Source organism: Nocardia sp. NBC_00881, assembly GCF_045207455.1.
Taxonomy (GTDB): Bacteria; Actinomycetota; Actinomycetes; order Mycobacteriales; family Mycobacteriaceae; genus Nocardia.
Window position 1 is genome coordinate 999,689 of the sequence record NZ_CP108798.1, and the last position, 26,891, is coordinate 1,026,579.

At 64.8% G+C, this 26,891-nt stretch carries 31 protein-coding genes and 2 pseudogenes; 10 read left to right on the forward strand and 23 right to left on the reverse strand.

From position 1 onward, the window contains the following. Positions 1–19: 19 nt before the first annotated feature. The 3 genes from OH799_RS03810 to OH799_RS03820 form a co-directional block, all read right to left on the reverse strand. Positions 20–463: a hypothetical protein gene (locus OH799_RS03810; RefSeq protein ID WP_406275766.1), complete on the reverse strand. Its 444-nt coding sequence runs from the start codon at positions 461–463 to the stop codon at positions 20–22. After that, a complete protein-coding gene (locus OH799_RS03815) occupies positions 439–600 on the reverse strand; it encodes a hypothetical protein (protein ID WP_406275769.1) in 162 nt (53 codons plus the stop codon). The genes OH799_RS03810 and OH799_RS03815 overlap by 25 nt, the downstream gene beginning before the upstream one ends. A 203-nt stretch (positions 601–803) precedes the next feature. Next, positions 804–1,424 (reverse strand): TetR/AcrR family transcriptional regulator, encoded by a 621-nt coding sequence (locus tag OH799_RS03820; RefSeq protein ID WP_406275772.1) that lies wholly within the window; start codon positions 1,422–1,424, stop codon positions 804–806. A gap of 78 nt (positions 1,425–1,502) precedes the next feature. Between OH799_RS03820 and OH799_RS03825 the strand changes: the two genes are divergently transcribed. The 3 genes from OH799_RS03825 (at position 1,503) to OH799_RS03835 (ending at position 4,329) form a co-directional block, all read left to right on the forward strand. Then, positions 1,503–2,378, forward strand: coding sequence for an alpha/beta hydrolase (locus OH799_RS03825; RefSeq protein WP_406275775.1), 876 nt, complete (start codon positions 1,503–1,505; stop codon positions 2,376–2,378). Between the two features lie 807 nt (positions 2,379–3,185). Beyond that, positions 3,186–3,833, forward strand: a complete 648-nt coding sequence (locus tag OH799_RS03830) for a helix-turn-helix transcriptional regulator (RefSeq protein WP_406275778.1) — start codon at positions 3,186–3,188, stop codon at positions 3,831–3,833. Beyond that, a complete protein-coding gene (locus OH799_RS03835; RefSeq protein ID WP_406275781.1) occupies positions 3,826–4,329 on the forward strand; it encodes a DUF3291 domain-containing protein in 504 nt (167 codons plus the stop codon). The genes OH799_RS03830 and OH799_RS03835 overlap by 8 nt, the downstream gene beginning before the upstream one ends. Positions 4,330–4,759: 430 nt before the next feature. Here the strand turns inward: OH799_RS03835 and OH799_RS03840 are convergent, their stop codons facing one another. The 5 genes from OH799_RS03840 to OH799_RS03860 all read right to left on the reverse strand — a co-directional run bounded on the left by OH799_RS03840 (position 4,760) and on the right by OH799_RS03860 (position 7,484). Continuing rightward, entirely contained in the window at positions 4,760–5,353 is a 594-nt protein-coding gene (locus OH799_RS03840) for a hypothetical protein (RefSeq protein WP_406275784.1), read from the reverse strand. A 6-nt stretch (positions 5,354–5,359) separates the two neighbouring features. After that, complete coding sequence (locus OH799_RS03845) at positions 5,360–5,854, reverse strand: GNAT family N-acetyltransferase (RefSeq protein ID WP_406275787.1); 495 nt, start codon at positions 5,852–5,854, stop codon at positions 5,360–5,362. A 215-nt stretch (positions 5,855–6,069) separates the two neighbouring features. Beyond that, positions 6,070–6,408: a hypothetical protein gene (locus tag OH799_RS03850; RefSeq protein WP_406275790.1), complete on the reverse strand. Its 339-nt coding sequence runs from the start codon at positions 6,406–6,408 to the stop codon at positions 6,070–6,072. Positions 6,409–6,696: 288 nt separating this feature from the next. Further along, on the reverse strand, positions 6,697–6,954 hold the full coding sequence (locus OH799_RS03855) for a hypothetical protein (protein WP_406275793.1): 258 nt from the start codon (positions 6,952–6,954) through the stop codon (positions 6,697–6,699). Further along, positions 6,927–7,484 (reverse strand): hypothetical protein, encoded by a 558-nt coding sequence (locus OH799_RS03860; RefSeq protein ID WP_406275795.1) that lies wholly within the window; start codon positions 7,482–7,484, stop codon positions 6,927–6,929. The genes OH799_RS03855 and OH799_RS03860 overlap by 28 nt, the downstream gene beginning before the upstream one ends. Before the next feature lie 279 nt (positions 7,485–7,763). On the opposite strand from OH799_RS03860, the pseudogene OH799_RS03865 reads away from it, so the two are divergent. Then, positions 7,764–8,405 (forward strand): annotated as a pseudogene (locus OH799_RS03865) (asparagine synthetase B family protein); the annotation flags it as partial. A gap of 103 nt (positions 8,406–8,508) precedes the next feature. On the opposite strand, the gene OH799_RS03870 reads toward OH799_RS03865, so the two are convergent. The 8 genes from OH799_RS03870 to OH799_RS03905 form a co-directional block, all read right to left on the reverse strand. After that, positions 8,509–8,916 carry a zinc-binding dehydrogenase gene (locus OH799_RS03870; RefSeq protein ID WP_406275798.1) on the reverse strand — a complete coding sequence of 136 codons (408 nt, stop codon included), beginning with the start codon at positions 8,914–8,916 and terminating at the stop codon, positions 8,509–8,511. Between the two features lie 166 nt (positions 8,917–9,082). Next, positions 9,083–9,436 carry an alcohol dehydrogenase catalytic domain-containing protein gene (locus tag OH799_RS03875; protein ID WP_406275801.1) on the reverse strand — a complete coding sequence of 118 codons (354 nt, stop codon included), beginning with the start codon at positions 9,434–9,436 and terminating at the stop codon, positions 9,083–9,085. Next, positions 9,436–9,675, reverse strand: coding sequence for a 3-oxoacyl-[acyl-carrier-protein] synthase III C-terminal domain-containing protein (locus tag OH799_RS03880; protein WP_406275803.1), 240 nt, complete (start codon positions 9,673–9,675; stop codon positions 9,436–9,438). The genes OH799_RS03875 and OH799_RS03880 overlap by 1 nt, the downstream gene beginning before the upstream one ends. Before the next feature lie 168 nt (positions 9,676–9,843). Then, positions 9,844–11,145 (reverse strand): cytochrome P450, encoded by a 1,302-nt coding sequence (locus OH799_RS03885; RefSeq protein ID WP_406275806.1) that lies wholly within the window; start codon positions 11,143–11,145, stop codon positions 9,844–9,846. Between the two features lie 755 nt (positions 11,146–11,900). Then, on the reverse strand, positions 11,901–13,196 hold the full coding sequence (locus OH799_RS03890) for a hypothetical protein (RefSeq protein WP_406275809.1): 1,296 nt from the start codon (positions 13,194–13,196) through the stop codon (positions 11,901–11,903). After that, complete coding sequence (locus OH799_RS03895) at positions 13,193–13,516, reverse strand: helix-turn-helix domain-containing protein (protein WP_406275812.1); 324 nt, start codon at positions 13,514–13,516, stop codon at positions 13,193–13,195. The genes OH799_RS03890 and OH799_RS03895 overlap by 4 nt, the downstream gene beginning before the upstream one ends. Next, entirely contained in the window at positions 13,513–14,637 is a 1,125-nt protein-coding gene (locus OH799_RS03900; RefSeq protein WP_406275815.1) for a tyrosine-type recombinase/integrase, read from the reverse strand. The genes OH799_RS03895 and OH799_RS03900 overlap by 4 nt, the downstream gene beginning before the upstream one ends. Positions 14,638–14,817: 180 nt before the next feature. Then, positions 14,818–14,949: a hypothetical protein gene (locus tag OH799_RS03905; RefSeq protein WP_406275817.1), complete on the reverse strand. Its 132-nt coding sequence runs from the start codon at positions 14,947–14,949 to the stop codon at positions 14,818–14,820. Positions 14,950–15,405: 456 nt separating this feature from the next. Between OH799_RS03905 and OH799_RS03910 the strand changes: the two genes are divergently transcribed. Further along, positions 15,406–15,672 carry a DUF4158 domain-containing protein gene (locus tag OH799_RS03910; protein ID WP_406281778.1) on the forward strand — a complete coding sequence of 89 codons (267 nt, stop codon included), beginning with the start codon at positions 15,406–15,408 and terminating at the stop codon, positions 15,670–15,672. 64 nt (positions 15,673–15,736) lie between these two features. Here the strand turns inward: OH799_RS03910 and OH799_RS03915 are convergent, their stop codons facing one another. Beyond that, entirely contained in the window at positions 15,737–16,525 is a 789-nt protein-coding gene (locus tag OH799_RS03915) for an SDR family NAD(P)-dependent oxidoreductase (protein WP_406275820.1), read from the reverse strand. 168 nt (positions 16,526–16,693) lie between these two features. Between OH799_RS03915 and OH799_RS03920 the strand changes: the two genes are divergently transcribed. Continuing rightward, positions 16,694–17,215: a TetR/AcrR family transcriptional regulator gene (locus OH799_RS03920; RefSeq protein WP_406275823.1), complete on the forward strand. Its 522-nt coding sequence runs from the start codon at positions 16,694–16,696 to the stop codon at positions 17,213–17,215. Then, the gene (locus OH799_RS03925; protein ID WP_406275826.1) at positions 17,212–18,015 is read left to right on the forward strand and encodes a maleylpyruvate isomerase family mycothiol-dependent enzyme; all 804 of its coding nucleotides are present in this window, start codon (positions 17,212–17,214) and stop codon (positions 18,013–18,015) included. The genes OH799_RS03920 and OH799_RS03925 overlap by 4 nt, the downstream gene beginning before the upstream one ends. Before the next feature lie 742 nt (positions 18,016–18,757). On the opposite strand, the gene OH799_RS03930 is transcribed toward OH799_RS03925, so the two are convergent. Beyond that, positions 18,758–19,165, reverse strand: coding sequence for a RidA family protein (locus OH799_RS03930; RefSeq protein WP_406275829.1), 408 nt, complete (start codon positions 19,163–19,165; stop codon positions 18,758–18,760). A 140-nt stretch (positions 19,166–19,305) separates the two neighbouring features. On the opposite strand from OH799_RS03930, the gene OH799_RS03935 reads away from it, so the two are divergent. The 3 genes from OH799_RS03935 to OH799_RS03945 all read left to right on the forward strand — a co-directional run bounded on the left by OH799_RS03935 (position 19,306) and on the right by OH799_RS03945 (position 21,830). Next, positions 19,306–19,686, forward strand: a complete 381-nt coding sequence (locus OH799_RS03935) for a winged helix-turn-helix transcriptional regulator (RefSeq protein WP_406275832.1) — start codon at positions 19,306–19,308, stop codon at positions 19,684–19,686. 132 nt (positions 19,687–19,818) lie between these two features. Continuing rightward, on the forward strand, positions 19,819–20,442 hold the full coding sequence (locus OH799_RS03940; RefSeq protein ID WP_406275834.1) for a hypothetical protein: 624 nt from the start codon (positions 19,819–19,821) through the stop codon (positions 20,440–20,442). 929 nt (positions 20,443–21,371) lie between these two features. After that, on the forward strand, positions 21,372–21,830 hold the full coding sequence (locus OH799_RS03945; protein ID WP_406275837.1) for an SRPBCC family protein: 459 nt from the start codon (positions 21,372–21,374) through the stop codon (positions 21,828–21,830). Between the two features lie 553 nt (positions 21,831–22,383). On the opposite strand, the gene OH799_RS03950 is transcribed toward OH799_RS03945, so the two are convergent. The 5 genes and pseudogenes from OH799_RS03950 to OH799_RS03970 all read right to left on the reverse strand — a co-directional run bounded on the left by OH799_RS03950 (position 22,384) and on the right by OH799_RS03970 (position 26,696). Continuing rightward, the gene (locus OH799_RS03950; RefSeq protein ID WP_406275840.1) at positions 22,384–23,298 is read right to left on the reverse strand and encodes an MBL fold metallo-hydrolase; all 915 of its coding nucleotides are present in this window, start codon (positions 23,296–23,298) and stop codon (positions 22,384–22,386) included. A gap of 306 nt (positions 23,299–23,604) precedes the next feature. Continuing rightward, positions 23,605–24,090, reverse strand: a complete 486-nt coding sequence (locus OH799_RS03955; RefSeq protein ID WP_406275843.1) for an alpha/beta hydrolase — start codon at positions 24,088–24,090, stop codon at positions 23,605–23,607. Further along, positions 24,087–24,827 (reverse strand): SDR family oxidoreductase, encoded by a 741-nt coding sequence (locus OH799_RS03960; RefSeq protein WP_406275846.1) that lies wholly within the window; start codon positions 24,825–24,827, stop codon positions 24,087–24,089. The genes OH799_RS03955 and OH799_RS03960 overlap by 4 nt, the downstream gene beginning before the upstream one ends. Positions 24,828–25,532: 705 nt before the next feature. Then, positions 25,533–25,703 (reverse strand): annotated as a pseudogene (locus OH799_RS03965) (iron-containing alcohol dehydrogenase); the annotation flags it as partial. 96 nt (positions 25,704–25,799) lie between these two features. Then, positions 25,800–26,696 carry an RNA polymerase sigma-70 factor gene (locus OH799_RS03970; protein ID WP_406275849.1) on the reverse strand — a complete coding sequence of 299 codons (897 nt, stop codon included), beginning with the start codon at positions 26,694–26,696 and terminating at the stop codon, positions 25,800–25,802. Positions 26,697–26,891: the final 195 nt, after the last annotated feature.

The window sequence follows — 26,891 nt, forward strand, 5'->3', positions numbered from 1 at the left end:
CATAGCGCGTTACGTTAACTCATGAGTCGGGTTCGCTGGGCCGTTGCACGCTGCTCGGGGACAGGGGATGCCGATTGGAGTTCGGTAGCAGCGGATGAGGCTCGCCGGTCAACGCGACCAGTGCCTCGATCACGTCCAGCAGCCCGGCCTTGGTGTAGGTAAACGTGACTGGCCCCAAGGTGGAACGGCCGTCCTCGTGACCCGCATATGCTCGCGCGACAGAGATTCCGAACTGCCGTTCGACGAAGGTCAACGTCGTGTGCCGTATCCAATGGGCACTGACCCCAAGTGCCGCTGCCCAAGGAAGGAGACGTCTGGACCGCGTGAACAAGTAGTCAAGGCGCCGCCGCCCCGCTGGCCTTCCGTCGCGGTAACGGAGTACTCGCTCGGTGGCCTGCGAGCCACCGCGCGCCTCGACATGATCGAGCAGCCGCTGCATCAAGTGGGCGAGATCGGTTGCCACCGCACCGTGCCTCCTTTCTCGTGGAGGCGAACGAGGCAGTCCGCGATGTTGAGGTCCTTGACGGTGAGCCGGATCAGACCGCCCCGGCGGCAGGCCGTTTCGATGAGCAGCCGCAAAATCAATGCGTCGAGCGGCATCCGTTATCCGTGCGCTGCAGGGCATTGGGGTGCACTGCGTGTGAGCAATGGTGGGTTGAAGTGCGCGTTTCGGACAAGGGTGGGCTGATCACCATTGTCAAAGCGTGGGACACGAGATTGCCCTTGGGATCCCGCCGGGCTTCGCCACTGCAACGATCCCGGACGGACTCCAGACGGCGTCGAGCGCATAGCCGGTTCTCCCCTCACGCCTGGAGGCCGGTCAGGATCAGTTGTAAACCGGCGCGAAATTCGTCTTGCGGGTCGCTGTTGGCGGCGACCGCGGCGATTTCGATCAGCTTCGGGAATAGGTCGGCGGGCAGGGCGGCGATGCGTTCGGTGACGACCGTGGGTGTAGCGGCGGATAGTGGGCTTGTGAGCTCAGCCTGGGCGAAGCCGGTGATGTATGCCAACACCGTACGGAAGGCTACGAGTAGTTCCTGGCTTGACCTTCCGCTGCTGGACAGCGCTCGCACCAGAGCCTCGGCGTGGGCGAGCGTGGCGACGTCGGAACTGCGGCGGGTCAAGATCAACGGGATGGCATGGGGATGTGCGCGCACCGCCCGCCACATTCCCTCGGCAATCGCCGCCACCTGCGCCGCCCAGTCGTCACCGGTCTCAGCCCACCGCGCCTGGCTCATCACCGCAGCGGCCACGAGTTCCTCTAGGCCCTCGCGGCCGTTGACATAGTTGTAGATCGTCATCGCCCCGGTGCCGAGTTCGGCGGCGAGATTGCGCATGGTCAACCCCGTCAATCCCTGCTCGTCGACCAAGTTCAACGCCGCCGTTTGCAGCTGCTCCCGACTGAATTTTCTGGGCGCGGGCATACCCCTCCTTGTTTAAGTACGTTGTACGTGATTGACTCTGTGTCGTTCACGTACAACGTACCCAATCGAGGTGTCATGATGATCCGAACCACTTTTCACTCGGGCAGCGACGAATGCGCGGCCTGGCTGACCTTGCCGGAATCGGCAGGGCCGCACCCGGTCGTGGTGCTCGTCCACGGAGGCGGAGCCACCCACGCGATGATGCTCGCCCAGTACGAACAAGCATTCGCGAACGCGGGACTGGCCGTGCTGGCCTTCGACTTCCGCCACCTCGGCGAATCCGGCGGCGAACCACGACAACTCGTCGATCAACGCCGATACGCCCAGGACGTCGACGCCGCACTGACCTTCGCTCGGTCCCGACCCGAACTTGATGCGGACCGAATCGCACTATGGGGCACCTCCTTCGGTGCCAGCCACGTGCTGGCCGCCGCCGCACGCCAGCAGAACCTGCGCGCCGCAGTCGTCCAATGCCCGGTCTTCAGCGGACGCGCCGTCGTTTCCCGCGCGGGCTTACGGCATCTGCTGCGGCTCACCTTCCCCGTCGTCTCAGATCTGGTACGCGCCGCACTGCGGCTCCCGAGGAGCTACGTGCCGCTGGTCGGCCGTCCGGGCGAACTGGCCTTCGTCAACCAGCCCGGCGCACTCGAAGGCTGGCGATCGGTGATGCCCGCCGGATACGACTTCGACAACCGGATTACCGCCGCGTCCGGTCTGGACATGCTCTTCTACAACGCCGCGTCGGCCGCGCCTCGCGTGCGCTGCCCACTGCTGGTTTGCGCCTGCGACCAGGAGAATCTCATCGACCCCGCGATCGCAGGACGAGTCGCGGCCACCGCGCCCCGCGCCACCCTCAACCGCTACGACGCCGACCACTTCACCGTCTACCACCCACCGGTAGTTGAAAAGATCCTCGCCGACCAGATCGAATTCCTCACCACACATCTGCTTTAACGCCAAGCCGACGCAGCACCGACCAAGCGCCCGGAGTGGTTGCGCTCATCGGCAGTTGAGTGCGTTCGTCGACCGGTGCCGCGGCCCTCGGGATCGCGCGGATCGCGGCATTGTCGCTCACTCGCCCTAACTGAAGCCAGCTTGACTGATGCGGTTTAGAACGTCTTACGCTGATGTGCCGATGATGGTGCGACGAGGTGCCCCGCACTGGCAGGATGTTGGGTTCGCGGGTGCGTTGTCTCGCGTGTGAGTGCGTTCGATCCCGTTCGGTTCATTCGATTCGTAGGAGACATCCGTGCGCATGATCCCCCTTCTGTTCGCTCCCGCCGCGGCAGTAGTGCTACTCGCGGCCCTGCCGCCGCTCGAGCGGAACTGACGTTCGGCACAGTCAACAACGCGTCAGTCGACTTCAAGGGCGTATTGGACGGATCTACTTTTGATCGCAAGAAGGTCGCCGCGACGAGCAAGAGACACCCACCCGATTCACTCCATCTGGTTCCGATAGGCGGACCCCACGCTGACCATCCGCTAGACAACCCGACAAACCCATGCGGCCCGGCTAACCGACCTGATCGCGGCATGAGCGGACGTCGGTCAGCTGATGATTGGTAGCCGATCGTGGCATCACTTTGGTCCAGGCTGCGTGAAACGGGGGAATCTGTGACTGCCTGCCGTAGGTCACGCTGTGCTGGGTAAGTACGGATTGCCCTGCGCCCGGTGGAACCCGCGACTGCGCGTTCCGGGTGGATGAACCCGCGTCGGGCGGGGCCTTCTATCTCTCATGTCGATTATTCTTAGAATGGGCAAGTGAAAGACATCGATGCCATAGGTGTGCTGCAGGACCCGGTTCGACGGCGGCTGTATGAATACGTCGCGGCTCGTGGTGAGCCGGTGAGTCGCAATGAGGCCGCGACCGCGGCCGGGATTCAGCGCACGCTGGCTGCGCATCACCTCGACAAGCTGGTCGAGGCGGGGTTGCTCGAGACCGAGAGCCGGCGGCTGTCCGGCCGGTCGGGGCCGGGCGCGGGACGACCCGCCAAGCTCTACCGTCGGGCTGCGGCCGAACATCAGGTCTCGCTGCCACCGCGCGACTATCGGACGGCCGCAAGCCTTTTGGCTCAGATCGCCGAGGAGGCGCGCTTGGATGTCGAGTTGCAGAAGGCGGCCCGTGAACAAGGGCGGGCAGCACGGGGCACACCCGTGCACGACCTACCCGAAGTGGCCGATCTACTTCGTGCTCGCGGTTATGAACCCTTCGCCGACAATGGCACCCTCCGCATGCGCAACTGTCCATTCCATGCCCTCGCCGAGGCGTATCCGCCCCTGGTGTGCGGCATGAATCTCGCCTTGCTGGAGGGTCTGCTCGGGAACTCCGAGGAGGTGCGCGTGCGCATCGACGCCCGCCCCGGAATCTGCTGCGTCGCCGTAGAACTCTCTAAAGACAATTATGATTGACATAGAGTTGTGGGCATGGTGGGGTGACCGCATGACCGGTTATCACCTCGCCGAACTGAACACGGCCATCCTCAAGCACCCTCTGGACGATCCGCGCATGGCTGGCTTCACCTCCATGCTCGAGCCGATCAATGCTCTCGCCGAGCGCTCACTGGGCTACCTATGGCGCCTGGTGGACGATTCCGGGGTTGACGCCACCTCCATGCGCCCGCTCGGCGAGAATGTCATCGTCAACCTATCTGTGTGGGAGACGCGAGAAGCGTTCTGGAACTATGTCTATCGCAGTGGCCATCTGGAATTCCTGCGTCGGCGCAGCGACTGGTTCGAGCGTCCCCGCGATGACATGATCGTGCTGTGGTGGATACCTGCCGGGCAGACACCGACCCTGGACGATGCGCTGGCCCGCTTGCAAGCGCTACGCGCGAATGGCCCCTCGCCCCTGGCATTCTCGCTGCGGGAGAACTACTCGGCCGAGGAAGCGCAAGCCTTCGCGTAACCGCGCTCCCGAACCCAAGGCGCAATGCAGCCCGTCGCGCTATGCAGTGACTGACCTGAGGCAGCCACACCGCCGAGCTTCCTGAAACCGACTGATAATCGGCAAGAGCGCGCGCCCGGAAGCCGTGTCGACCAAGGGATCTGGACGATGGTGAAAGCGCGCGCTGCGGCATGAATGTGCGTTGCTGGCCAAAACTCAGTGACACTTCTGGCTCCAGGCTTGGTCGTTGTAGCGATCGCGCAGGACAATCAGTGGTATTGGAGCGAAGCGATCTGCCGGGAATTGCATCTGTCACCGGCGCGGATGACTTTCTTCTGGGGCACCTTGCCCCCTGAACCGCTCAGTCAGCCCGAAGCTTGGACGCTGACCTGATAACGAATAGGGCCCGGTTAGGTGAAATTCAACAGATTCGGGTCGAGGTGTGGAGCGTTCAGGCAGCCGAGTGATCCTGTGGTGAGGTAGCGAGAAAGGGCAGCGGGAGCCGACTGATTTCGTGCGCTTCCTCGGGCGGGAGTCCGAACATCCGCAATAGGTCTTCGATCACCTGGTCGGTGGCCTCGGCATCGTCGCGTCCCGGATGGTTGTGGAGGAGTGCGCCCAGGCATAGGACGGCACCTGCGGCGATGGTCATGGCCAGTTCTTGATCTCGTGCCTGGAATCGTCCGGCGCGGGTGGCGGCTTGGATATCGCGGCGGGCGCGAGGCGGGAGGCCTTTGTCGGAGCTCACCAGTTTGAGCCCGTCGGCGAGAAGAACTTTGCTCAGAGTCCGGTTGGGGCGGTGCAGGCGGCCGGTGAGCCGGAAACTCTGGGCGAAGACCTGGGCGGGATCCTCAAGGTCTTCGCAGAGTACCGAGGACCCATCCAGCCCATCATCCGTCCCGCGCCTCTGCCCGGCGCCGCAGACGCTGAGGCCAGCGCACCGCGCGCTGCCCACCCGCGCCGTCGACCGTTGCGACCGCAGGGCGCGGGCAGCCGATCGGGTCAACTGCGACAGCAAGCCAAGGCGTGCGTGGGCACCCGTCACCGGGCGCTACGGGTTCGCCGGTAGCGTAAGCCGCATTTCGAATTCCAGGCGCGGATCTTCGGGGGAGATGGCTCCTGCGGCGCTGGTGCGGCGGAAGCCGTGGCGGTGGTAGAGGCGTTCGGCGGTTTCGTTTCCGTCGGAGACCTCCAGGTAGATACCTGGGTAGCCGCTGGCGGTGGCCCAGTCGACGACAGAGCGGACGAGGAGGTCGGAGACACCGGTGCCGCGTGCCTCGGGGGTCACCCACATCGAGATCAGATGAGCGGCATTGTTTTCCGCGATTGCGCCGACGGTACCGAGATCGTGATCGCCTGCGGTGCCAAGAAACTGGGTGCGGGCGGCGAGTAGGTCTCGCCAGTCCTGGTCGGTGCGGGTCCGTGCCTGGGCCAGGGTGGAGCCGAAGGCGTATGGGGCCTCGGCTAGTGCCAGCAGCCGGATGCGGCGGAAGCGGTGCCAGTCGTCAGGGCCGAGCTGGTGGATGCGGACCGACTCGATATCCATGGCGGTCATCATCCCCCACCGCGACTGGTTCCGACATGGCAGACATCTGCGCCGATGCAGTGAAATGTCGTGGTAGGCAGCATGGCTTAGTGACTGGTGACATAGCGGTATTGCCATCCTGCGGTATTCGATGGACAGCGCCAGCTTCATCGCGGACATCGGCGGCGTGGGGGTGCCGAATCGGTCCGCGCCGGAATGTCGAGGTCGTGGCTGTATCAGGTTCGGAGGCGTTCTCGCAGTTCGGCCTTCAATTGTGCGGTGGCGTCGAGCAGTGCATCGAGAATGAGGCGGTGGTCGGTGCCAGGGTGTGAGCCAGGGACCGCCAGCAACCTTCCAGGGACGGAATCGATGTCACCGCCGTCGCCCTGTACGACAGCACTGGTGAGGTGATGCGCCCGGGGCACATCAGCGCCCACCTGCCCACTGACGACGCCCAGGCGACGTCGGAACGATGACCCGGGATCCAGCTGCGTCAGGTTTTGATCGAGTAGGGGAAGCAGTCGGTCCCCGTGGCGCTGCAATGCGGCGAGATTGAAGGCGTCGGTGTCGGGCATGGTGAAGCCGTGAAGACTGGTGGCATAGCGGTATTGCCATCCTGCGTCGGTGTGAGATCCGGGCCTCAGTGACCATCGCCAAGGACAAGGAATGCAGTGTGGGCGCGTCGAGCCGACTCGGAAGTCTTGGATTGCGGGACAGGGATATTGGCGCGGCGGATCTAAGACCGGTATCCCGAATACTTCCCTGCACGGCTACCTGGACGCGGCGTCTAACGACGAGGCCCGCCGACGACTGCCGCCAATCACGGTCGCGACGGGACTACTAACCTCGGCAGGTCACCGAGTTCAGAGCTCGTCGACGAGTAATTGCATCGACTGGATGCAGTTCTCAAGATACTCACCCTTAACACCAACACGCTTGCCCATGATGTCCATACGGCCGGGCTTCTGCTCGTAGAACGGGCAGCCTCGCGCGAACGATTCGACCCCGGCGGTCTGGAAGTCCCGGATCTCAACCATGACTTCCTTGGCCCTGCTCGCGGTGAACATCCCTGGGTTCGCCGCCAGGAGCGTCTTCACGTCCGCGTCGATGGTCTTGAGCACGGCGGAATACCCCGATGCCGCGACGACATTGCCCGCCCGGGCGTTGCTGGTGCGCTGGCAGAATTCCAGGCGGTCCTCAGGTGATCGGCGGCTCGGGTGGCCAGGTAGTCGGTCCAGCCTCGGCGGGTCCGCTGTGCCCATCGTGTGGCGGTGCTGATGTCGATGCCCAGCAGGTCCGCGGCGATGGGGCTGGGGATGTCGTGTGCCCAGGCGGCGCGGGCGGAGTTGCGCGAGGTCAACGTGCGGATTCCATGGGCTCGGAGTTTGCGAGCGAGGATGTGGGCGGCGGCCGGTCGGCCGGGGGAGCGGCCGGGGAACAGGTAGCGCGTGTTCGGGTCGGTGCGGTGGAAGGTTTCCCGCGCGGTGGTCGTTGCGGCGAGTGCGTGAAACACTGCCGCCGCGGCCGCAGGCAGCAGGACGGTGGCGTCCCCGAGTCGCAGGTAGGTTTCTCCGTCGGCCTGTTCGATGTCGGTGACGGTCAGCAGAACCAGGATGCCGCACGCACGCAATACCGCGACGTCACCAGTCATGTATTGCAACCGGTGGAGTAGCGATGTTCTGAACACGCGGTATTTACTGAGAAATACCAGCTGAAACAGCCTTTAGTCCAGTCATCCTTCGTCGGCAACGGCGCGGCATGGCCCAGCTGAAAGGACCTCAGAGCACGTGAATATCGCTTTTCACCCGGTAACTCCCCCCGATTCCGCTGTGCTGGCACAGGCACAGCTTCGCAGGAAGCGGTCTTCCCAGCATTCAGAGATGCTGATGGCGAGCCTAGTACCGTGCTGCTGCGTACCGACAAGCTGCCGTTGGAGCAGCGCTACTACGGCAATGCCCGCAGTTTCAACGACGCGCAGCTGCGCGCGGTGCTCCGGGAATTCCGCCCGGAGTGGACGCACCAGGACGTCACCGCCCGCATCTACGCTGAATCCGAGGGCTTGGACCCGGTGACCCGGATGCAACACTTGGACCTGTTCACCTGGTTGCGCGGCGACATCCTGGTGAAGGCCGACAAAATGACCATGGCGAACTCGCTGGAGCTGCGAGTGCCGTTCCTGGACTCAGAGGTCTTCGCGGTCGCCGAGCGAATCCCGTTGTCCGAGAAGATCACCCCCGACACCACCAAATACGCACTGCGCCAGGCGCTGGATGGCATTGTGCCCGAGCATGTATTGAACCGCGCGAAACTCGGCTTCCCGGTACCACTGCGACACTGGCTGCGCGGCACCGAGCTGTATGACTGGGCCCGCGCCCAGATCACCGACTCCCAGACCGACCACCTGCTCGACAAAGCCGCCGTGGCCCGGATGCTCGACGACCACCGCGACGGCCGCTCCGACCACAGCCGCCGGCTGTGGACACTCCTGGTGTTCATGATCTGGCACGGCATCTTCGTCGAACACCGCGTCAAACCCGACATCAAGGAACCCACATACCCGGTGGCGGTGTAACCGGGTCCTGAATGTGCCTGAACCGACACAATGGCACATTCAGGACAACAGTGTGACCACAATCTTGCCGAAAGCAACGCCCTCTGTCATCGCTTCGAGGCCTTCACCGACGTGTTCCAGCGGCAGTACGCGGTCGATGGTTGGTCTCAAGGCGTGTGTGGGTGCAGAAATCCGTCAGCCGTTTCAGGTGCTCGCGGGTGCCAAGAGTCGAGCCGACGATGCTGACCTGGCGGTAGAAAACATGGGTTAATTCCGCCGATGGGTTAGCGCCGGTTGTCGCGCCACTGATCACCACCCGACCGCCGTTGCGGACACTGCGGATGGAGTGCGACCAGGTTGCCTCGCCAACGGTTTCCATGACCGCGTCCACTCGCTGCGGTAATCGCGTACCCGGCTCGAATGTCGCCTCAGCACCGAGTTTCTCGGCGTTTCTCCGGCGCTGCTCGGTGCGGCTGGTCACCCACATCCGAAAACCAGCCGCAGCGCCTAGCATGATCAGTGCGGTAGCCACTCCTCCACCTGCGCCTTGTACCAAGACGATATCGCCACAGGACAACTCCGCTCGGTCGAACAGCATCCGGTAAGCGGTCAACCACGCGCTGGGAAGACACGCGGCTTCCTCGAAAGACATCCCCGACGGCTTCGGAATCAGGTTGCGGCGTGGCACCGCAAGCCGTTCAGCAAGGGTTCCGTCGTATACCTCCCCCAGCACCGACTGATTCGGGTCCAACGTTGATGTGTGACGTCTCGTCACCGTTCCCCGCAGTTGGATCCCCGATGACCGGGTACACGATCACTTCATTGCCGTGCTCATCGATACCAGCCGCATCCGAGCCGAGCACGATTGGCAGGCGTTGCTTCCCGGGCACCGAACCGCGCAACGTCCACAGGTCGTGATGGTTCAGCGTGGCCGCGACCACCGAAATGGTGGTCCAATCCGGATCATCCACCGTCGGTGCCGGCCAGTCCCCGACATGCAGACATCGCAATGGGTCGTTCTGGTCCGTCCCGAGTGCGACCGCCGCTCGCATCAGTTACTTACCGCATAGTGCCGCAGGCATAGCGAACCCCAGATATACCCGGCCCCGATACCGGACAGGACCAGATGATCACCGTGTTTTATAGAGTCGGCCATCCGCTCATGCAGCACGCTGAAAATGCTGGCCGAGGCGGTGTTTCCGATTCGGTCTAGGTTTTGTGGCACCCGATCTTCGGGTATATCAAGTGCTTTCAGGGCCGCAGCGGTGACGACCACGCCGTCCACAACCACCGGAGGGGTTCGATCTCCGTAGCGGCCGCAGCCACACCTTCACCGCCTTGGCTTCCTTGGATGCCGTGTTCTTCCCTGCTGCGGGCGGCGGTGACTTCACCCTGCGGAGAGACCATGGGCACAGATCACATCTTTCCTGGCGGTAAAACGGGGTGACTGCCCGGTAATTCAGCGCGCAACCAGGCGCAGCCGTAAGGACTCGGGCACAAGCACCATCCTTGCCGCGGGCCGAATCCGAGCCCCGGGTATCGGCTCGAACCACCACTGCCGAGTCACCATCGCCAATACCAAAGTTAATTCGGCCACCGCGAACCTATCGCCGATGCATTTACGGGCCCCGGCACCAAATGGTAAAAACGCACCATGCGGCAGATCGCCATTCTCGCGTTCTGGGTCAAAACGGTCAGGGTCCCGATACAGATCAGCACGGTGATGGACCAGATAGGGACTACACACCACCGTGGTGCCCGCTGGAATCCGCTGCTCAGCAAGCTCAGTGGCGGTTGTTGTGACACGAGTGAGCATCCACGCCGGCGGGTAAAGCCGCAATGCCTCGTTGACCACTCGCTGGGTGAATTCCAGCTTAGGTACATCATCCGCGGTCGGAGTCTGCCCGGATAGCACAGCTTCGACCTCGTCGAATACCCGATCAGCGGCATCTGGGTGTTCCGCGAGCAAGTACAGCGCCCAAGCCAACGCCGCTGCGGTGGTATCCACCGCAGCCCCCATGAGCGTCGTGACTTGGTCGATAAGTTCCGTCCTCGACATACCCCGCCCATCCTCATCACGGACCGCGTTCAATCTTGACAGGATCGCGCCGTGATCACCTTCACCGCCGGCGGCATCGACGATATCGCCGGCAATACCACGTAACCGCGCTGCCGCAGCCTGATAACGGCGGTTTCCCGGTATGAATGAGCACACCGCCGAAGGAACCAACAACGTTTTATACATTCGTGTCATGAAAATATCGAGGTCACTAGCCATCTGCTCGAACCCATCCCCGCTGCGCCCGGTGGCGAACAACGCATCACAGGTGACCCTGGCACTCACCACATGAGTAAAGTCGAGCACATCGATCACGTGACCAGCACGCCAATCCGAGATAATCGCGGTGATCGCATCAGGCATTTTTGACACGTAGCCCGCGGTGATTGTGCGGCTGAACGCTGGCTGTACCATCCGACGTTGCCTGCGGTGCTCAGCGTGCCCACACGTCAACAACCCATTACCAATCAGTGTGGAAACCCGCTCCTTGAGCACCCCGCCCTTGTCGTAGGTCCGATGGTCGGACAAGACGTGCCACAGCAATTCCGGTTCACACACCACGAAGGCCTGCCACTTTCCCACCCCGACCCGTACCACTTCCCCATACTTTGGTAACGCGGTCAATACCCGCAATGGATCACCCCCGGCCCGAAAAACCATTCCCACCACCCGAACCACCCCAAGCGCAGCAAAACGAGTCACCTCTTGAGGTTACCGTGCGTAACCACAACCGGGAGGTTGGGCTTTCAGCCCGACACGTCCCAATACCGGGGGACCTGAGGCGAGTTAGCGCTGCTTATAGATCGTTGCCCTATGGCGTGCGCTTGATCGGCGGCTCGGGTGGCGAGGTAGTCGGTCCAGTCTCGTCGGGTTCGTTGGGCCCATCGTGTGGCGGTGTGGATGTCGATGCCCAGTAGGCGGGTGTGCGGTTCCGTGCGGTGGAAGGTTTCCCGGGCGGTGGTCGCGTCGGCGAGTGCGTGGAAGACCGCGGCGGCGGCCGGGGGCAGCAGCGCGGTGAAGTCCCCGAGTCGCAGGTAGGTATCGCTGTCGACCCGTTCCAGATCGGTTACGGTCAGGTGCGCGAAACTTGTTGTGGTGCGGCCGAATAGCAGAACAAGGATGCCGGCGGCGCGGATATCGAGGGGCAGGCTCGCATCGTGCAGGCATCGCCGCAGGGTCGTCCAGCGGTCGTCTTCGCCGAGGAAGGTGTCCGGGTCGGTGCGGGCCCGGCTCGGGACGGTGAGGTCGCAGAGGCCGCGCTTGTTCGCCCAATCGATGAAGGTGGCCAGGAAATAGTTGGTCTGGGTTCCCGTGTCGAGCCAGCGATCGAGGTCGGCCTGTGTGGCGGTGGCCAGGGTCTTGCCGTGAGCGTCGAGCCAGGTCAGGAAGTTCAGGGCGATAGTGACCTGGGAGCGGATGTAGGTGGCGGCGTTCCTGGTGATCGGCCGGTGTCGCGCTCAATTCCGGGCCCGTCGCAGCGCTTGCCAGGATGCGAAGGGCCGCAGCAGTTTCGCGTGGTGCTCGGGCTGTTCGCGCAGCAGGTTGTCCAGCCAGACGTCGACGCGGTCGAGCAGCTCGGTGCGTTCGGGAAGGATTCCGGCGTGGACAAGCAGGTCTCGGGCTCGGTGCAGGGCATAACCCTGCGGATATCCATCGAGGAGTTCGTGGGTGATGGGTTCGGTGTGGGCGCGAAGCGCGAGTTCGCGCAGCAGGCACGGTCCACTGCCGCGTTTCTGGAGCCAGTTCATGACGTTCGCGGGCCGGGGAACGGTGTCGAAGACCCCGATCAGCGGTGCGAGTTGGTCGGGAATTCCGTGGTCGGAGTGGGTGAGCAGGTCGCTGAGCTTGTTCCGCAAGGCATCGTGAGTGGTCTCGTGCGCTCGCCGCCGGGTCCGGTCCGCCGGCTCGGCCAGGCCCGGCTCGAGGATGTGCCCGGCGTCCCGGCATGGCAGGCAAACAGGTTGGCGGGCAAGGGGATTCGCTGGATAAAAAGTTCCGCAGATCAGGCAAGCGCGTTTGCGGCGGGCGCGGCAGCGGCCGCAGATGTCCGGCTCCTCGGCGCTTGCGCGGCAGTCCATGCCCCGGACGTCGCCGCAGGCTCCGCAGCGCCGTTTGGGCCGCTGGTAGCAGCCCTTGCAGATCGGCCCCTCGTCGGTGTGGGCGTAGGTCGGGGCGGTCCGTTCGCAGCTGTGACAGCGGCTTTCCGGTGCGTGGTAGCAGTTCGGGCAGAGCGCTGCCCCGTCGTCGCGGCGGGCCGCGACGCGCAGCAGCCGGCCGCAGGCTCCGCAATTCTCGACCTTGCGGCCGCGGCAGCAGGTGGCGCAAAGGGGTCGCTGTTGCTCGTCTCTTCCGCGGACCGGGCGATCACGCCCGCAGCGCGAACACGGCGCGCGGTGGCGGAAGTGGAGGTAGCACGATTCGCAGGCGCGGCCGCCGGGAACGATGTGGCGCAACTCCTTCGGCTTCCCGCAGCGCAGACAGCGTGGAACGACGACCGTGGAATGACCGGCCTCCGACAGCAGCTCCGCGAGCCGCTGGACCGGGATCGGCGCATCCGACGATCCCGAGACCAGGGAATCGGGATGGTCGGAGAGATGGGCTTCGAGCTGGCGAAACGCGCGGGTCCCCGCAGCGCGGTCAACGAAGTCGCGGGCGTCGGCGAACTCGATACCCGTGATCACGGCCGCGACGTGACGAGCGGCCAGGTCCACTACGGCCTGCCGCGACTCGGCTGGTTTGCGCGGGCTGGTCACGCCGGCCCCGGGCGGCGGATGGTTGTCCGGCGGGCCTGCGGCCGGGGCCCAGGGGAGTCGCCGGCTGTCTTGGCGACCTGAACATTGACAACCTCGACCTCGATCAGGTCGTTCGGCGTGCAGTCCAGGATGTCGCACAAGGCGACGAGTGTGTCCATCAGCAACCGTTGCGGCGGCTGCGTAACGAGCCTATAGACCTGCTCACGGGACAGATGAACGCCGCGTTCGGCCAGCAGAGGAACGAGGTCGCTGGTCTGGAACAAGTCCTTCTGCGCCATCACCTTCCGCAAGTTCCAGCTGTAACCCATCTTCTTGATCATTTGGTCTCCCATAGCTCGTCGTGGCCCTGCATCGACCGGCGGATCAGCCGAGTCCGATACTCGTCCGACACCCCGGTGTAGATCGCGGTCGTGGAGGCGTAGCGGTGGCCGACCTGCTCGGAGACGAACCGCTCGAGATAATCGAATTCGACCAGGTGCGTCACATAAGAATGGCGCAGCGCATGCAAATCCAGCTCGGCCGGGAGCCCGGCCGCCGCACGCGCCTGCTCGAAAGCCAGATTGATGCTGCGCATCGACATGCGCGCAGCGCGTTCGCTCACCCACAACGATGCCAGCGCCCCGGGATTGAACTGCGGGTGAACCTCTCCCACCCAGTGTTCGAGGACATCGACGATCCAGTCCATTTCCGGCACAGTGAGGACCGTCCGCCGCTTGGGTGGACTGCCCTTGGAGGACTTGCCCCACCGGACGAACAGGGCCCCATACTCCCCGTACTGGGGCATCTTCGGAGCCCGCCGCCGATCGCTGAGATCGAGCCCGTGCGCCTCCCGGCGGCGTAATCCGAAGGCGTAGACGGTCTTCAACAATGCCGAGTCACGCATCGCGACCAGCGTTCCCTTGCGTCCGTGTCTACTGATCTGCTCAGCCCGGCCGTCGGCCGCGTCGAAAAACGCCTGCACCTCGTCGTAGGTGAACGGCCGACGACCGGGCTGTCCCTCGAAGTCAGCAACGTGGGCAACGGAATTGCCCTCGTGAAAGACCTGCTGAGGCACCTGCCCGAATCGCTGCGAGCACACCGACGGCCACTCGTAGCGACGGTCGGTGACGTACTCCATGAACAGCGTGATCGCTAACTCGTATCCACGGGCGGTCGACATGACGATCGGCCGCTTACGGTCCGCCGACCGCAGATGAGTGATGAAATCCTCGCCATCGGCCGGTTCCCATTGCCACGGATAGGCATTCGTGAACTCGGCCATCCGTCGCAGCAACGTCAGCCGGGGCCGGATCGTCGCATCGTCCTTCAGGAATCGAGTTCGCTGCTGACGTTCCCAGCCGTCCAGCATCGCCTGGAACACCGCCTGCTCGGGGTCCAGATGTACAACACCATCAGCGAGCACCAGATGAGCCGCACCAGGCGGCTCGGCAACCCCTTCCATGGTGTTGCATTAGATACAACATTGATGCATCTTGTCCATATGTCCGGCGATATTGCCTGGTGAAGCTGGTGTGTCGCTCCTTGGTGCATTACCGTGAATCGCGGCAGACCAGCACGTCAGCGCAATCCTCGCAACTTGTGCAGTGTTGCATCTGATACAACATTGCGCACAAAAGACCTGCTAGAGGCCGATGCCTTGGAGCGCGTTGTCGCCCCATTGGTCGACGATGTGCACCCGTAGGGCGCCCACCGCGGTGTCGAAGGCGTCGAGATCAGCCTCGGCGACGAGCTGGTGGACCCGCGATGACGACAACCCCGCTGCTTTGGCGATCTGCGGGAGTCGAGGAGCAAATCCGCCCGATCCGGCGCTAAGACCTCAGATGGGTCACCCCGCCTGATGCTCGCGAAGTGCGACATCACGGAGGAATCGGCTCGTTACGCTGGCTTCGCAGCACGTATCGCAGCCGTATATCCAGAACTCAACAGCCCGGGAGACGGACATGGCGTGGACATGGCGATTCGAGAAGTACGACGGTACTGGCGGCCCTACCCCGATGTGGGGCCGATGCCGCGGATAGTTTCCTGAGTTGACCAGCACCGGACTGGTCAGGGCGGGCTGGGGTCCAGTGGCGCGAAAAGTCGCGCTAAGTGGAGACGGTTGGGTCGGATCGACCGATTCGGGTGATTGTTGAGCATTGTTGCGGTGCTCGTGGTTTCCTGAGCGACTGTGCGGGATGAGGGTGCGGCGCCTGGGTATGGCCAGTTCGGAGTGTTGACGCGAGTCGATCTGGAACGGTTCTTCCATCTCGACGACGACGACAACAACGACCACGACCACGACCACGAGCTGATCGCTGAGCGGCGTCGCGATAGCAATCAATTGGGTTTCGCGGCCCAGCTGGTCACGGTCTGGTACCTGGGCATGTTCCTGGCCGATCTGCTGGAGGTGCCCGGTCAACCTGGTCGACTACTTGGCCGAGTAGAACAGCGAGGATGTGACCGAAGCGCTCCGGGTCCGTGGGGGGCTGTGAGGTGACTTCTGTGATGGTCATGATGTTGTTCCTTTGCTGCTGGTGAGGGCGACACAGGAGCAGCGCCCGCTAACGGCGGGCCATCCGGCCCATGAACCGGACGATCAGGCGGCGCGGCAGGAACTTGCTGGCGAGGGCCAGCGGGCGGCCGTTGGTGATCACCGACGGGGGCGCGGAGCGGCGGTCGAGCGTGTCGAGGGCCGTCCTGACGACGTCGGCAGGGGTGGCTCGCTTCGCGCCGTAGTCGGCCGACTGGCTACCGGCGGCGTCGAAGAACTCGGTCTGCATGGCGCCGGGGCACACGGCGAGGACGCGTAGACCGGTGTCGCGGTTCTCTTCCCACAGCGATTCGGTGAAGCTGAGAACGAAGGCCTTGGTGGCGCCGTAGACGCTCATGTACGGGGTCGGCTGGAAGCCCAGCAGGCTCGCGACATTGATCAGGACGCCGGTGTCGGCGGAGGCCAGCGGGTCGATGTAGGCGCGGCTGAGGTCGACCAGCGCGCTGACGTTCAGCGCGATCATGCTCTGCAGGCGGTCTGGATCCTCGTCGGTGAGGGCGTCGTGGGTGCCGAAGCTGGCGTTGTTGACGAGTCCGGTGGCGTAGATATCGCGGGATTCGAGTTCGGCGCGCAGCGTGCGGCCGGCGTCGGGCAGGCCGAGGTCGCGGGCGACGACGGTCACCGCGACGCCGTGGGCGTGGGTGAGTTCGTCGGCCAGGTTCTCGAGCCGGTCCGCTCGGCGGGCGACGAGTACGAGATCCGAGCCGCGACGGGCCAACTGGCGCGCGAATTCCGCGCCGAGCCCGGAACTCGCTCCGGTGACGATGACGGTCTGGTGGCGATAGTCAATTTTGCTCATGACATGCACTCTACGCACACTGCTGCACGTCGTGCAAGTTATTGCATAACACGAAGAGATGTACCATTGGTGCATGGCTCAGGTACCGGCACCTCTTCGTGAGCAGACCCGCTCGGTGGTCCGCTCGCTACTCGCCCGAACCGCCCTCGAACTGTTCGCCGCCAAGGGGTGTACGACGACACGACACTCGAGGAGGTCGCCGCCGCAGCGGGTGTCTCTCGCCGAACCTTGTTCAACTACTTCCGCAACAAGGAAGACCTCGCACTCAGTGGCCTGCCCGAACAGGGCGAGCTGATCGCCGCCCGCTTCGCCGAACGCCCGGCCGATGAGGACCCGTGGACGTCGCTGCGCGCGGCGTTCCAGGTGCTCGGGGAGATCGACCTGAGTGCCGAGCGCCGGCTCGAGATGATCACGCTGCTGTTCGGCAATGAGAGCCTGCGCGCTGGGCACGCCGAGAAGCAGGCTCGCTGGCACGACCTGCTCACGCCGTTGATCGAGCCGCGACTGCCCGACTCCGACCGCCGCACCCTGCAGGCGCGCGCGATCGCGGCCGCGGCGATCGCCTGCCTTCAGGCAGCAACAGAAGAGTGGAAGCGCCTGGGCGGACAGGTCGACCAGTTCGATCTGTACGACGCGGCCGTAGAGGCGATCCGCCGTCCCACCTCACAATCAGAGAAGAAGACAACATGACCGATCGCCTGCCCGCGGCGGACCTGCCGAACATCGTCGCCGCCCTCCGCGCCGAACGCGCCGAGATGCTGAACTTCACCAGCAGCCTCACCGACGACGAATGGACCGCGCCCAGCGCCGCAGCTGGATGGCGCATCACCGACGTCGTCGCCCACATCGGTGCGACGGCGCGGAACTTCTACACACCCGCCGGGCTGCGCACGACCTTCGCCGCCAGCCTCGAACAGCTGAACGAAGACCCCGTCGACCGACGGCGAGACTGGAGCCGTGCTGATGTGATGGCCGAGTACCAGCGCGCCAGCCGTCGAGCCACCACGCTCCTGGACGTCGTGAGACGCACGCCCGCCACCCGAGTGCGGGTACGGCTGGCCGAACTCGGTCGCTACCGCATGGGTCTGATGATCGGCGGCGCACTCGTCTTCGACCATCACACGCACCTACGCCACGACATGGCCCCAGCGCTCGGCCGGCCCGTGCCGCACACCGATGCAGACAGGATGCGCGCGCTCCTGACGTGGATGATCGCCGTACTGCGCAATCAGGTCACGCAGGCGCCAGTCGCCGGGCTCGACGCCCGCGTCGCACTGACTCTCACCGGCCCCGGTGGCGGGACCTGGTGGATCGACGAGGCAGGCGGCCTGCCTCCATCCAACGGCGCGGTCGCCGCGCACGTCACCGCCCCCGCGCTGACCTTCCCCGACTGGGGCACGCAGCGGTCGTCCTGGCGCGACAGCGACGTGACGGTCACCGGCGACACCGAACTCGCCACCCGCTTCCTCGACGCCGTCAACGTCATCTGATCAGGACCCGGGAAGCCCGCCAAAATCGGGGCGATGGCGGCGGCGCGGAGGATGTCGATGCTGGCGCGGTGAAGGGAGGGCCGACCTGCCTCCGACGTCGCGGAATTCGAGGTCGAGAACGGGCGCTGGAACCGCCCTATGCATCGATCGCAGAGAGACTATCGACAGAACACAGTCAGCAGGGTGCGGCGGCTCCTGCCGCCCGCCCCCTACAGACCTGATCTCGATACCTTCGAAGGTGCCGTCGCTCGGGGTCCCTGCCAGTCAGGAACCCTCACATCACCGAACCACCGCTCCCGCCAGCAGGCCGGAACCCGCGCGGACCGGCGACGGTCGTATCCAGGGTCTCACCAGCCCGAAACTGCTTAGCGCGACTTTTCACGTCATTGGACCCCATATACCGGTGTCGAGCCCGAGGATCCGGCGGTGGTGCGCCGCACCAGCATCATCGCCAGGTTCACTGGAGCCCGAGCGACACCAGCCGGGTTGTCGCGTGCAGCGTCGCCTGTCTCAACACCCTCGGCGACTACCTCCTAACCCTCCGGCCCGACGCCGATGCTGCTGGCGCTGTCCGGCCACGCCTCGGTGCGCAGCCTCGCGAAGTACATGAAGGCGTCGGCCGCGGCGCTGGGCCGGTGGCAGGCGGCCACCGATCCGGCGTCACGTCGGCGCGGCCGGTTGATCGGGGACTACCGCCGCCGACCTACACCAGCCGGCTGCTTCGGCGCTCAGTGGCACTTTTTCAGTCGAGGACTGCGGTGGCTTCGATCTCGACCAGATGCTCGGGGACATCCAGGGCCGCGACGCCGATCAGTGTGGTCGGCGGCACCGGAGTGAATCCCAGCTTCGCGGCCGCCCGGGCGATTCCTTCCAGGAGCGGGGGCATCTTGTCGGCAGTCCAGTCGAGGACGTAGAAGGTCAGTTTCGCTACGTCATCGAAGGAACCGCCGGCCTCGTCCAGTGCGGTGGCGATGTTGAGGTAACACTGCTCAACCTGCGCGGCGAGGTCGCCTTCGCCGACCGTGGCCCCTTCCGCGTCCCAGGCGACCTGCCCGGCGATGAAGACCAGCTTCGAACCGGACGCGATCGCCACCTGCCGGTAGACATCGATTTTCGGCAGTCCATCGGGGTTCTTCAGGGTGATGGCCATGCTGTCGGTCTCCTTGTCCGGGTTCCTGTAAGTCCGTGTTCGTCAAACCAGACCACTGCGGTCTCTTGTAGTTACTCAGGCACTGTAGGAGAGTGTGCGTTGACATGGAAGAACGCACTTTTCGGTGACTGAGGAACCTGATGGTGACCAAGCAGTTCAGCGGCTCGGCCGAGGATGCCGACCTGCGGCGCGCCGATTCCCTGGCGCGGGAGATCTTCTCCGACGTTGCCAACAAGTGGGCGCTGTTGATCATCGAAGCCCTGGGGGAGGGCACCCTGCGCTTCAGCCAGATACGCAGCCGCGTCGAGGGCATCAGCCACAAGATGCTCACCCAGAACCTGCGCATGCTGGAGCGCAACGGCCTGGCCGAGCGGATCGTCCACCCCACCGTCCCGCCCCGTGTCGAGTACACCCTCACCGAAGCGGGCCACGGACTGCGGGCGACGGTCGATGGGATGTGCGATTGGACCTACCGATACTTCCGGCACATCGAGTCCGCCCGGCAGCGCTTCGAAGCCTGACGGTCGCCGAGGACTGACCCAGCAACCGCCTGAACGGACAACTCCCCCGCTGGTCCTGACGCCAGCAGGGGAGTTCTCCGTTTCTCTCATTCAGCGAGGGGGAGCTGGTGGCCGTGGTCTGGGTGGATCCCGATGTCGCACACCGAACACCCTGACAGCGCACAGCCGTGGCGCGGTGTCACGCCACGGCTGTGCAAGCCACGCACATCGCGCCGCATAGTGTGGATCACACTGCTGATTGCGGGAATGGTCGTCGTCGCGGTCGCCTCCATCGCATTCGACTCGATGTCCTCTGGCAAGCTCCCCTGGACGAAGACGACCTACGCCGCGGAAAACGCGACGAATCCCTGCGGTCTCATCGACGGCTCGGTGCTACGAAAATGGACCGGCGCCAATTCGACCACGCGAGAGCGAGACTACAACCCTATTGTCGGCGATCGCTACCACGACTGCACTGCATCGAGCGATGTGCGCGGCCCGTATGCGCAGGCCCCGGAGATAGAGGGAACGGCTGTAGACGCAACGATCTCCGTCTCCGCCTCGGTATGGCCCTCACACCGCCGCGCCAGCACCATCTATGAGAGCGAGGGGAACCCCTCATGGGAGCCTCACATGGAGTACAGGTCGAGGGGTGACGTGCCGAATCTCGGGCAAGAGGCATACTTCGAGCGCGATGTCATCGAATTCGGGGAGACTACCGGGTTGACTATCAGATCGGCGTCCTCGACGACAACCTCTATATCGAAGTGGCCATGAGCTTCAAACTCAGCCACTCCCATGGTGTCGCGCCCACAACCACCGCCGATATCGACGACATCCAGCGGACCACCGAACAGCAGGCCCGGCGCGCGATGGACAAACTCCGGCGATAGCGACGAAATCGTCGTCCTCCCGCGGACCCTTTCCGGCGTATTCGGTTCCTACCCTGTGGAGGCGCGGATACTTCGGTAGAGACTGCCGCGCAGCAGTCTTGTGCCGGTCGGGCTTGGATCCTGATCCGCCGCTGCCGGCCGGCCCGCTCCTCCCCGGGCCCGCCCAGAGTTCTGCTCGCTCACGCCGGTTGCCCCTATGCACCCGGGCTCACGTCGGAATGCCTTCGGGTCGATCGGCCCGAGGCAACTGAATGTGGTGTTGGGGTACGGGCCAACGCCACACCTGGAGATGACGCGGAGAGTGTCAGGCTGAGGTGCCGTTCGCGTCATTCTGACGCGGTTCAGCTGGGCTCTTAACCTTCTGATCTGTAGTCCCCGGCGATCCTGGGCGGTTGCCGAGACCTGCCAGGGTGTTGAGCCGCTAGCGGGCGAGGCGATCGAGACCGGTGCTCGGCCGCGGCCCTACATAAGCGTGGTCCTGCGTGGCGGCTGCTTTGGAGACTTTTTGCGCCACACGGTTACGAATACGAATAGCACAACGGCGGCAAGTTGACCGCGCGATCCGCAAGGGTTTGATCACAGCACATCGTTACTCGGCTACAGCGCACTGACCCGGAAAATGGCGGTTCCATATCAGAGACCTGGATCGGGTTCTCGTCCCGCGCTATCGGCTCTAGACTTTGTTGGATTGGTACGTTGCCCGCGATTCACCGTAGCGATGTGCATATTCACTGGCGCGCACCATGGGCGCGCACGCCATCGTCGGTTTGTCGCGACCACGACCATTCACGATTCATGTCGAAGGGAGAATCCATGGCCACTCTCCACTTCACCGAGACGACGACCGCGACACCCGAAGAGTTCCTCGCGGCGCTCACCGACTTCGGACCCGACCGCGAGCAATTGTTCGGGAACAGCACCGACGAATACCTCGAGGTGCACCACCGCGGCCCCACCGAAGCCGATGTCACGGAGGGATCACGCGGTATCTGGGAACGCCTGCACTACGACTGGTCCAACCCCCACCGCGTTGTCATGACGACCACTGATTCCAATCTGTGGGGTGGCAACTCGGGCCACACCTACACCTTCGCGCCCCGCGCCGACGGCAAGACCGATATTGATGTCACGGTGGTGCGCGAGGGCAAGAACCTCAAGGGCCGCGCGGTCGGAGCCGTGGTCGGCACCGTCGGCCAGAGCGTCCTGCGAAACGCATTCCACAAGACAGTCGAGGCCGTCGAGGCCCGTACCGACGGAACCAATCAGACCTGAAACACCCGGCCGACGGAACAGCCCCGGTCGGCGCAGCCGAGTCGGACCGGAGAATCGCGTCGAGATCGGTCCGCAGCCGTATCGGCGCCGAGGCCTCAAGGATGCCCAACGGTGATCAACTCGAGTATCACCCGACCAATCCAAGGAGACCATGCCGTCATCGGTAACGGGACTCAGCAGGATGACCCTGGCGCCTCGCTTCCGGAGCGCACCTGCTTGGCCTGAGACCGGAAACTGACTCTGTTCCGGCGATGCGCTTTTCCGAACGTTTGCTCGCCGAAACGAGCTCTGACGGTGATGTCGGCGACGAGTGTGAGGTCTTCCTCTGTTCTTGTGCCGCCACCGGGAAAGGGTGCCGAAGAATACTCGCGCCCCCAAGCTGATCGGGCACCGAGCAGTGGAACACACTCCGGGCTCACCGCGGAACAGATCCGAGAAGAGTCGCGATACGCAAGTGGTTCGGGGCGCGATCGTCGCTGCCGGCGCGAGCGGGAACGCATCCACGTTCCCGCTCGCCGAACAGGGGCTGGATTCTTGGTCGGAGCCGAAGCGGTCAGAAGTCCCAGACTGCCGGAACGCAACGAAAGTTGTTGCCAGCGGTCGCGACGTGGCAGACGGACGGGAACGGCAGGTGAGTGGCCACCAGCGCCTCGCGGTTCGCCGCCAGCTCCTGCAGGAGACGGACGCGCACGCGGGCAGCCTCCTCGGGGTCGTGTTCGAAGCCGTTGAACCAGTCGGGGCGGTCGAACGCGACTTGGAACACGGCGTCTCCGGCGAACGTCAGACGGTCGCTGCCGGACGCCAGGCGAACAACGCTGTGCCCGGGGGTGTGCCCGCCGGTGCGAACGGCGACCACCCCCGGTGCCACCTCATGCTCCGTCTCGAAGGACCGCAGTCGGCCGCGGTACTCCTCCAGGAACCGCGTGGCGGCCGACCGAAGCGCGTCCGGCACTCCGGCGGGCATGGAGGTGTGGGAGAAATCGGGCGCCTCCCAGAACTCGGCCTCGGCGGCGGCCACGTGGACCCGCAGGTCCGGACGCAGTTCGTGCCCCAGCCCGTCACCGAGCAACCCACCGATATGGTCCATGTGCAGGTGGGTGAGCACCACATCGGTCACGGATGCGACGTCGATGCCGGCGGCCTTCAGTCGCATGGCCAACCGCCCGGCCTGCTGGAAGTCCGGGAACTCCAGGCCCAGACCCGCGTCGATGAGCACGGTCTGGTCACCGCTACGCACCACGACGACGTTCAGCGGCCACTCGAGCACTTCCGGTGGCAGGAACATGTCGTCCAGCCAGGCCGCCAGGTCCGCCGAGTCGGCGTTGTAGGCGATCGTCTCGGCTGCGATCGGTAGAACGCCATCGCTGATCACCAGCACCTCGATGTCGCCGACCTGCAGCGCGTAGCGCGACGGAACCAACTCGTCGAGCGCCTGCCCGCCGGATTGTGAGGGATTATCCGAGCTCATTGTCGTCTCCTCGCGGTCGTATGTGTCTGGGGTCGGCGCCCCGGATGCCCAGGGCGGTCGGAGTAGCTGATCGGTGTTTTGCAGTCGTTGTGGCGCCCGAGGAGCGGCCGTCGCGCCGCGCTGGGTGCTCCGGCCACTACTCGAGATCCGGTTCGTCGCTGGCCGGCGACCTGATGCCCGCAACGCTCTACACGTCGGGTCCGCGCCGACGAGTGCTGTGGTGATCGCCAGGTCCGGGTTCTTGCTCGCGCCGCCGACGCCAGCGGCCGTGCCGCTCGGCTGCGGGTCCATGGTTCGACTTTCTCATCAGCTGCCTGCTGCGGTGGTGATGACATCGGCGACGGCGACTGGCTGGGATACGAGCACAGCGTGTGAGGCGGCGATCTCGGTGGTGTGCGCCCCGATGCGGCTCGCCATGAAGCGCTGCGAGGCGGGCGGGATGATGTTGTCGCCGGTGGGGATCAGGGACCAGCTCGGCGTGTTCGACCACGAGGTCGGCCCGGACGGCTCGAGGTTGGCCCACAGCGCGATCGAGCGCTGGTGGGCCAGCATGGTGGCAGCCGTCGCATCGCTGACATCCGGCGCGAACACCCGGTGGAATGCGTCGGCGGCGACGTAGCCGTCGAGGTTCCGGCCGCCGATCGCGTGAGCGTCGTCGACGGCCTTGACCTGCAAGACGGGCGGGAGCAGCTGACTGCCGGGGAATCGGATCGGATCCAGTGCCAGTTGGACGGGCTCGCCCTGTGCCGGCGCGAAAGCGGCGACATAGACGAGCGCGCACGATAGGGTCACTGACGGGTCAGCCACTCCGACAATCGCGTCTGTGCGAGGCGCGCGCCCGCGCTGGGCAGCAGCTCGCGGTCGGGGACCGTCCCGAAGTACCGAGCCTGCGGATCGGTGATCACCTCGCGTGGATCGTGACGCGAGGTGAGCACTATACCGATCCACTGGTCGAGGCCGAACACCTCCGGCCCCGCGACCTCGACCGTGCTGTTCAGTGGGGCACCCGCCGCGGTTTCGCCGACGGCTGCGGCTACATCGTCGGCAGCCATCGGCTGCAGAGCCGCGCCCGGCAGCCGCACCTTGCCGGTGTCGGTAGCGGAATCGGCAATCGCGCCGGCAAATTCGAAGAACTGGGTGGCGTGCACGAGCGAGTACGGCAACCCCGAACCCTTTATCAGCTCCTCCTGCGCCGCTTTCGCCCGGAAGTACCCGGACTCGGGCAACCTCTCGGTGCCCACCACAGACAGTGCCACGTAGTGCTCGACGGCTGCCTCGCGGGCAGCGTCGAGCAGGTTCGTCGTGGAGGTCCGGAAGAACTCCATGACGTCGTCATCGGCAAACGACGGCGAATTGGAGACATCGACCACGACATCCACGGCTTGGAGCACCTTCTTCACTCCCTTACCGGTAAGCGTGTCGACGCCCGTACTGGGCGCGGCCGGAACTGCATCGTGGCCGTGTTCACTCAGCCGAGCAACAAGCTTCGAACCGATCAGCCCGGTGCCGCCGATCACGACGATCTTCATACACATTCCTTCCATTCGAGTAGCACTACAGGGTCAACGAGATTCCCCTGTATTCAGCACACGACGGGTGAATTGCGATCTCGATCTGCCACACACGCGGAAACGTCAAGCGCCAGCCGGACGGAACGGAGGCGTTGTGCGGCTCCCGCTCCGGCATAGCCGAGGCCCGGCAAGCAGGTCCGTCGCGGCGACGGTCACCGGCACCGCCCATCCCGAGCGCCGCGCTCGAACGTAAGCTCGCCGATCGGCCCCATACTGCCACGATCACGTGAACGCAGCCTCGCGCCGCGCTGTGCACAGCGACCCACCGCACCGTACAAGACTGCTGTTCACACCGGTCACCAGCTTCAACCGAAAGCGTAACCGTGTCAATATTGGCCGGTAAGACGAGCTCAATCGTGATCGACCCGCTGCTCATCGGCACGCCATGTCAAAGAAATTGTCGATCCCCTCGAACCGTGGAGGCTCCTCCATGCGGCCTGCTCGGGTGAGTGGGCACGGCCGCCGAATCCCACCCTTTCAGCAAAGCTCGGACACCTCACCCTCGGTGAAGCCACGGCGTACGACCTCGTCGTAACAGCAGGACCCGCGTGGTCCCGACGAATCGAGCAGGAGGCCATCCCCCTCGCAGACGCCCTGATCCGACTTCACTCAATCGCTGGAAAAGCACCACGGGACAGCCGACAAACGCTTCGGCTGCCACTGGACATCGACTGACGCGGGGGCGCTGAAGGCCAACACGCGGGGCAGAACGATCGCGTGAGGCTGCGCGTGCGGCAGGTCGTAGGCGCCGCCGAGGACGTGGCAGATCTTGTGGTGCAGGCCCGATCCGGCGAAGGCGAAAGCGACTCCGGCCAGGTACGTCGACATTGCCGCCGGAGGAGAACACCGAGCCCGCACCGGTGAGAATCGCCGCCGGCAGGCTGTGGTCCCGATCTGCTTGCAGGACCGCGAAGAAGAGAACGGGGAGTTTCAGCGGGAGGTGAGGGGCGTTTCGGACTCGATGTGGGTGAGTTTTTCGGGGTTGCGGACGTAGTAGAGGCTGGTGACGCGGGCGTTGTCCACGTGGAAGGCCAGTACGCCGTCGATCACGCCGTCCACGCGCAGGATGAGTCCGGGGTTGCCATTGATCGTCGCGGGCTCACTGGTGAAGGCGCCGCCGGCCTTGTCGACACTGCCGGCCATGTAGCGGAGCACCTTGTCGGCGCCGACGACGGGCCGCAGGGCTGCCAGCTTCAGGCCGCCGCCGTCGCTGACGAACACGACGTCCGGGGCGAGTACGTCGAGCAACCCCTGCAGGTTTCCGGTCGCGAGGGCGGACCGGAACGAATTGAGCGCTGCCCGGGTCTCTTCGGGGGAAACCGGTGTGCGCGGTCGGCGGGCGTCGACCTGCCGGCGGGCGCGGTAGGCGATCTGGCGCGCGGCGGAGGGGCTCTTGCCGATGGTGGCCGCGATGTCGTCGTAGCCGAAGTCGAAGACCTCGTGCAGTACGAAGACGGCGCGTTCGGTCGGTGAGAGGGTTTCGAGGATGAGCATGAGTGCCAGCGACAGGTTCTCGGACAGTTCGACGTCCTCGGCGACGTCCGGCGCGGTGAGCAGGGGCTCGGGCAGCCAGGGGCCGACATAGGACTCTTTGCGCCGTTGGAGGGTGCGCAGCCGGTTGAGTGCTTGCCGGGTCGTGATCTGTACCAGGTAGGCGCGCTGGTCCCGCACTTGCGCCAGGTCGACTTCGACCCATCGCAGCCAGGTCTCCTGGAGGACGTCCTCGGCGTCCGCCACGGATCCGAGCATTTCGTAGGCGACGGTGAACAGCAGGTTGCGGTGGGCGACGAAGGGCTCGGTCGCGGGGTCGGTGCCGTGGTCGCTCATGTCCTACGTTTCGCTCTCTCGCGGTCGCCCGGTGGGCCGGTAGCCGGCCGTGCATCATGTTCCCGGTCTGACGACGGGGTTGTCGGCGGCAGCCTCGCCACTGATCAGGCTCGGTCCTACGTGGGCCGGTCCGGCCGGAGAAGGGGTGACGGCTGGAACCTGTCCGGCCGATCGGGTCGCAGGAAATCGGCGGTG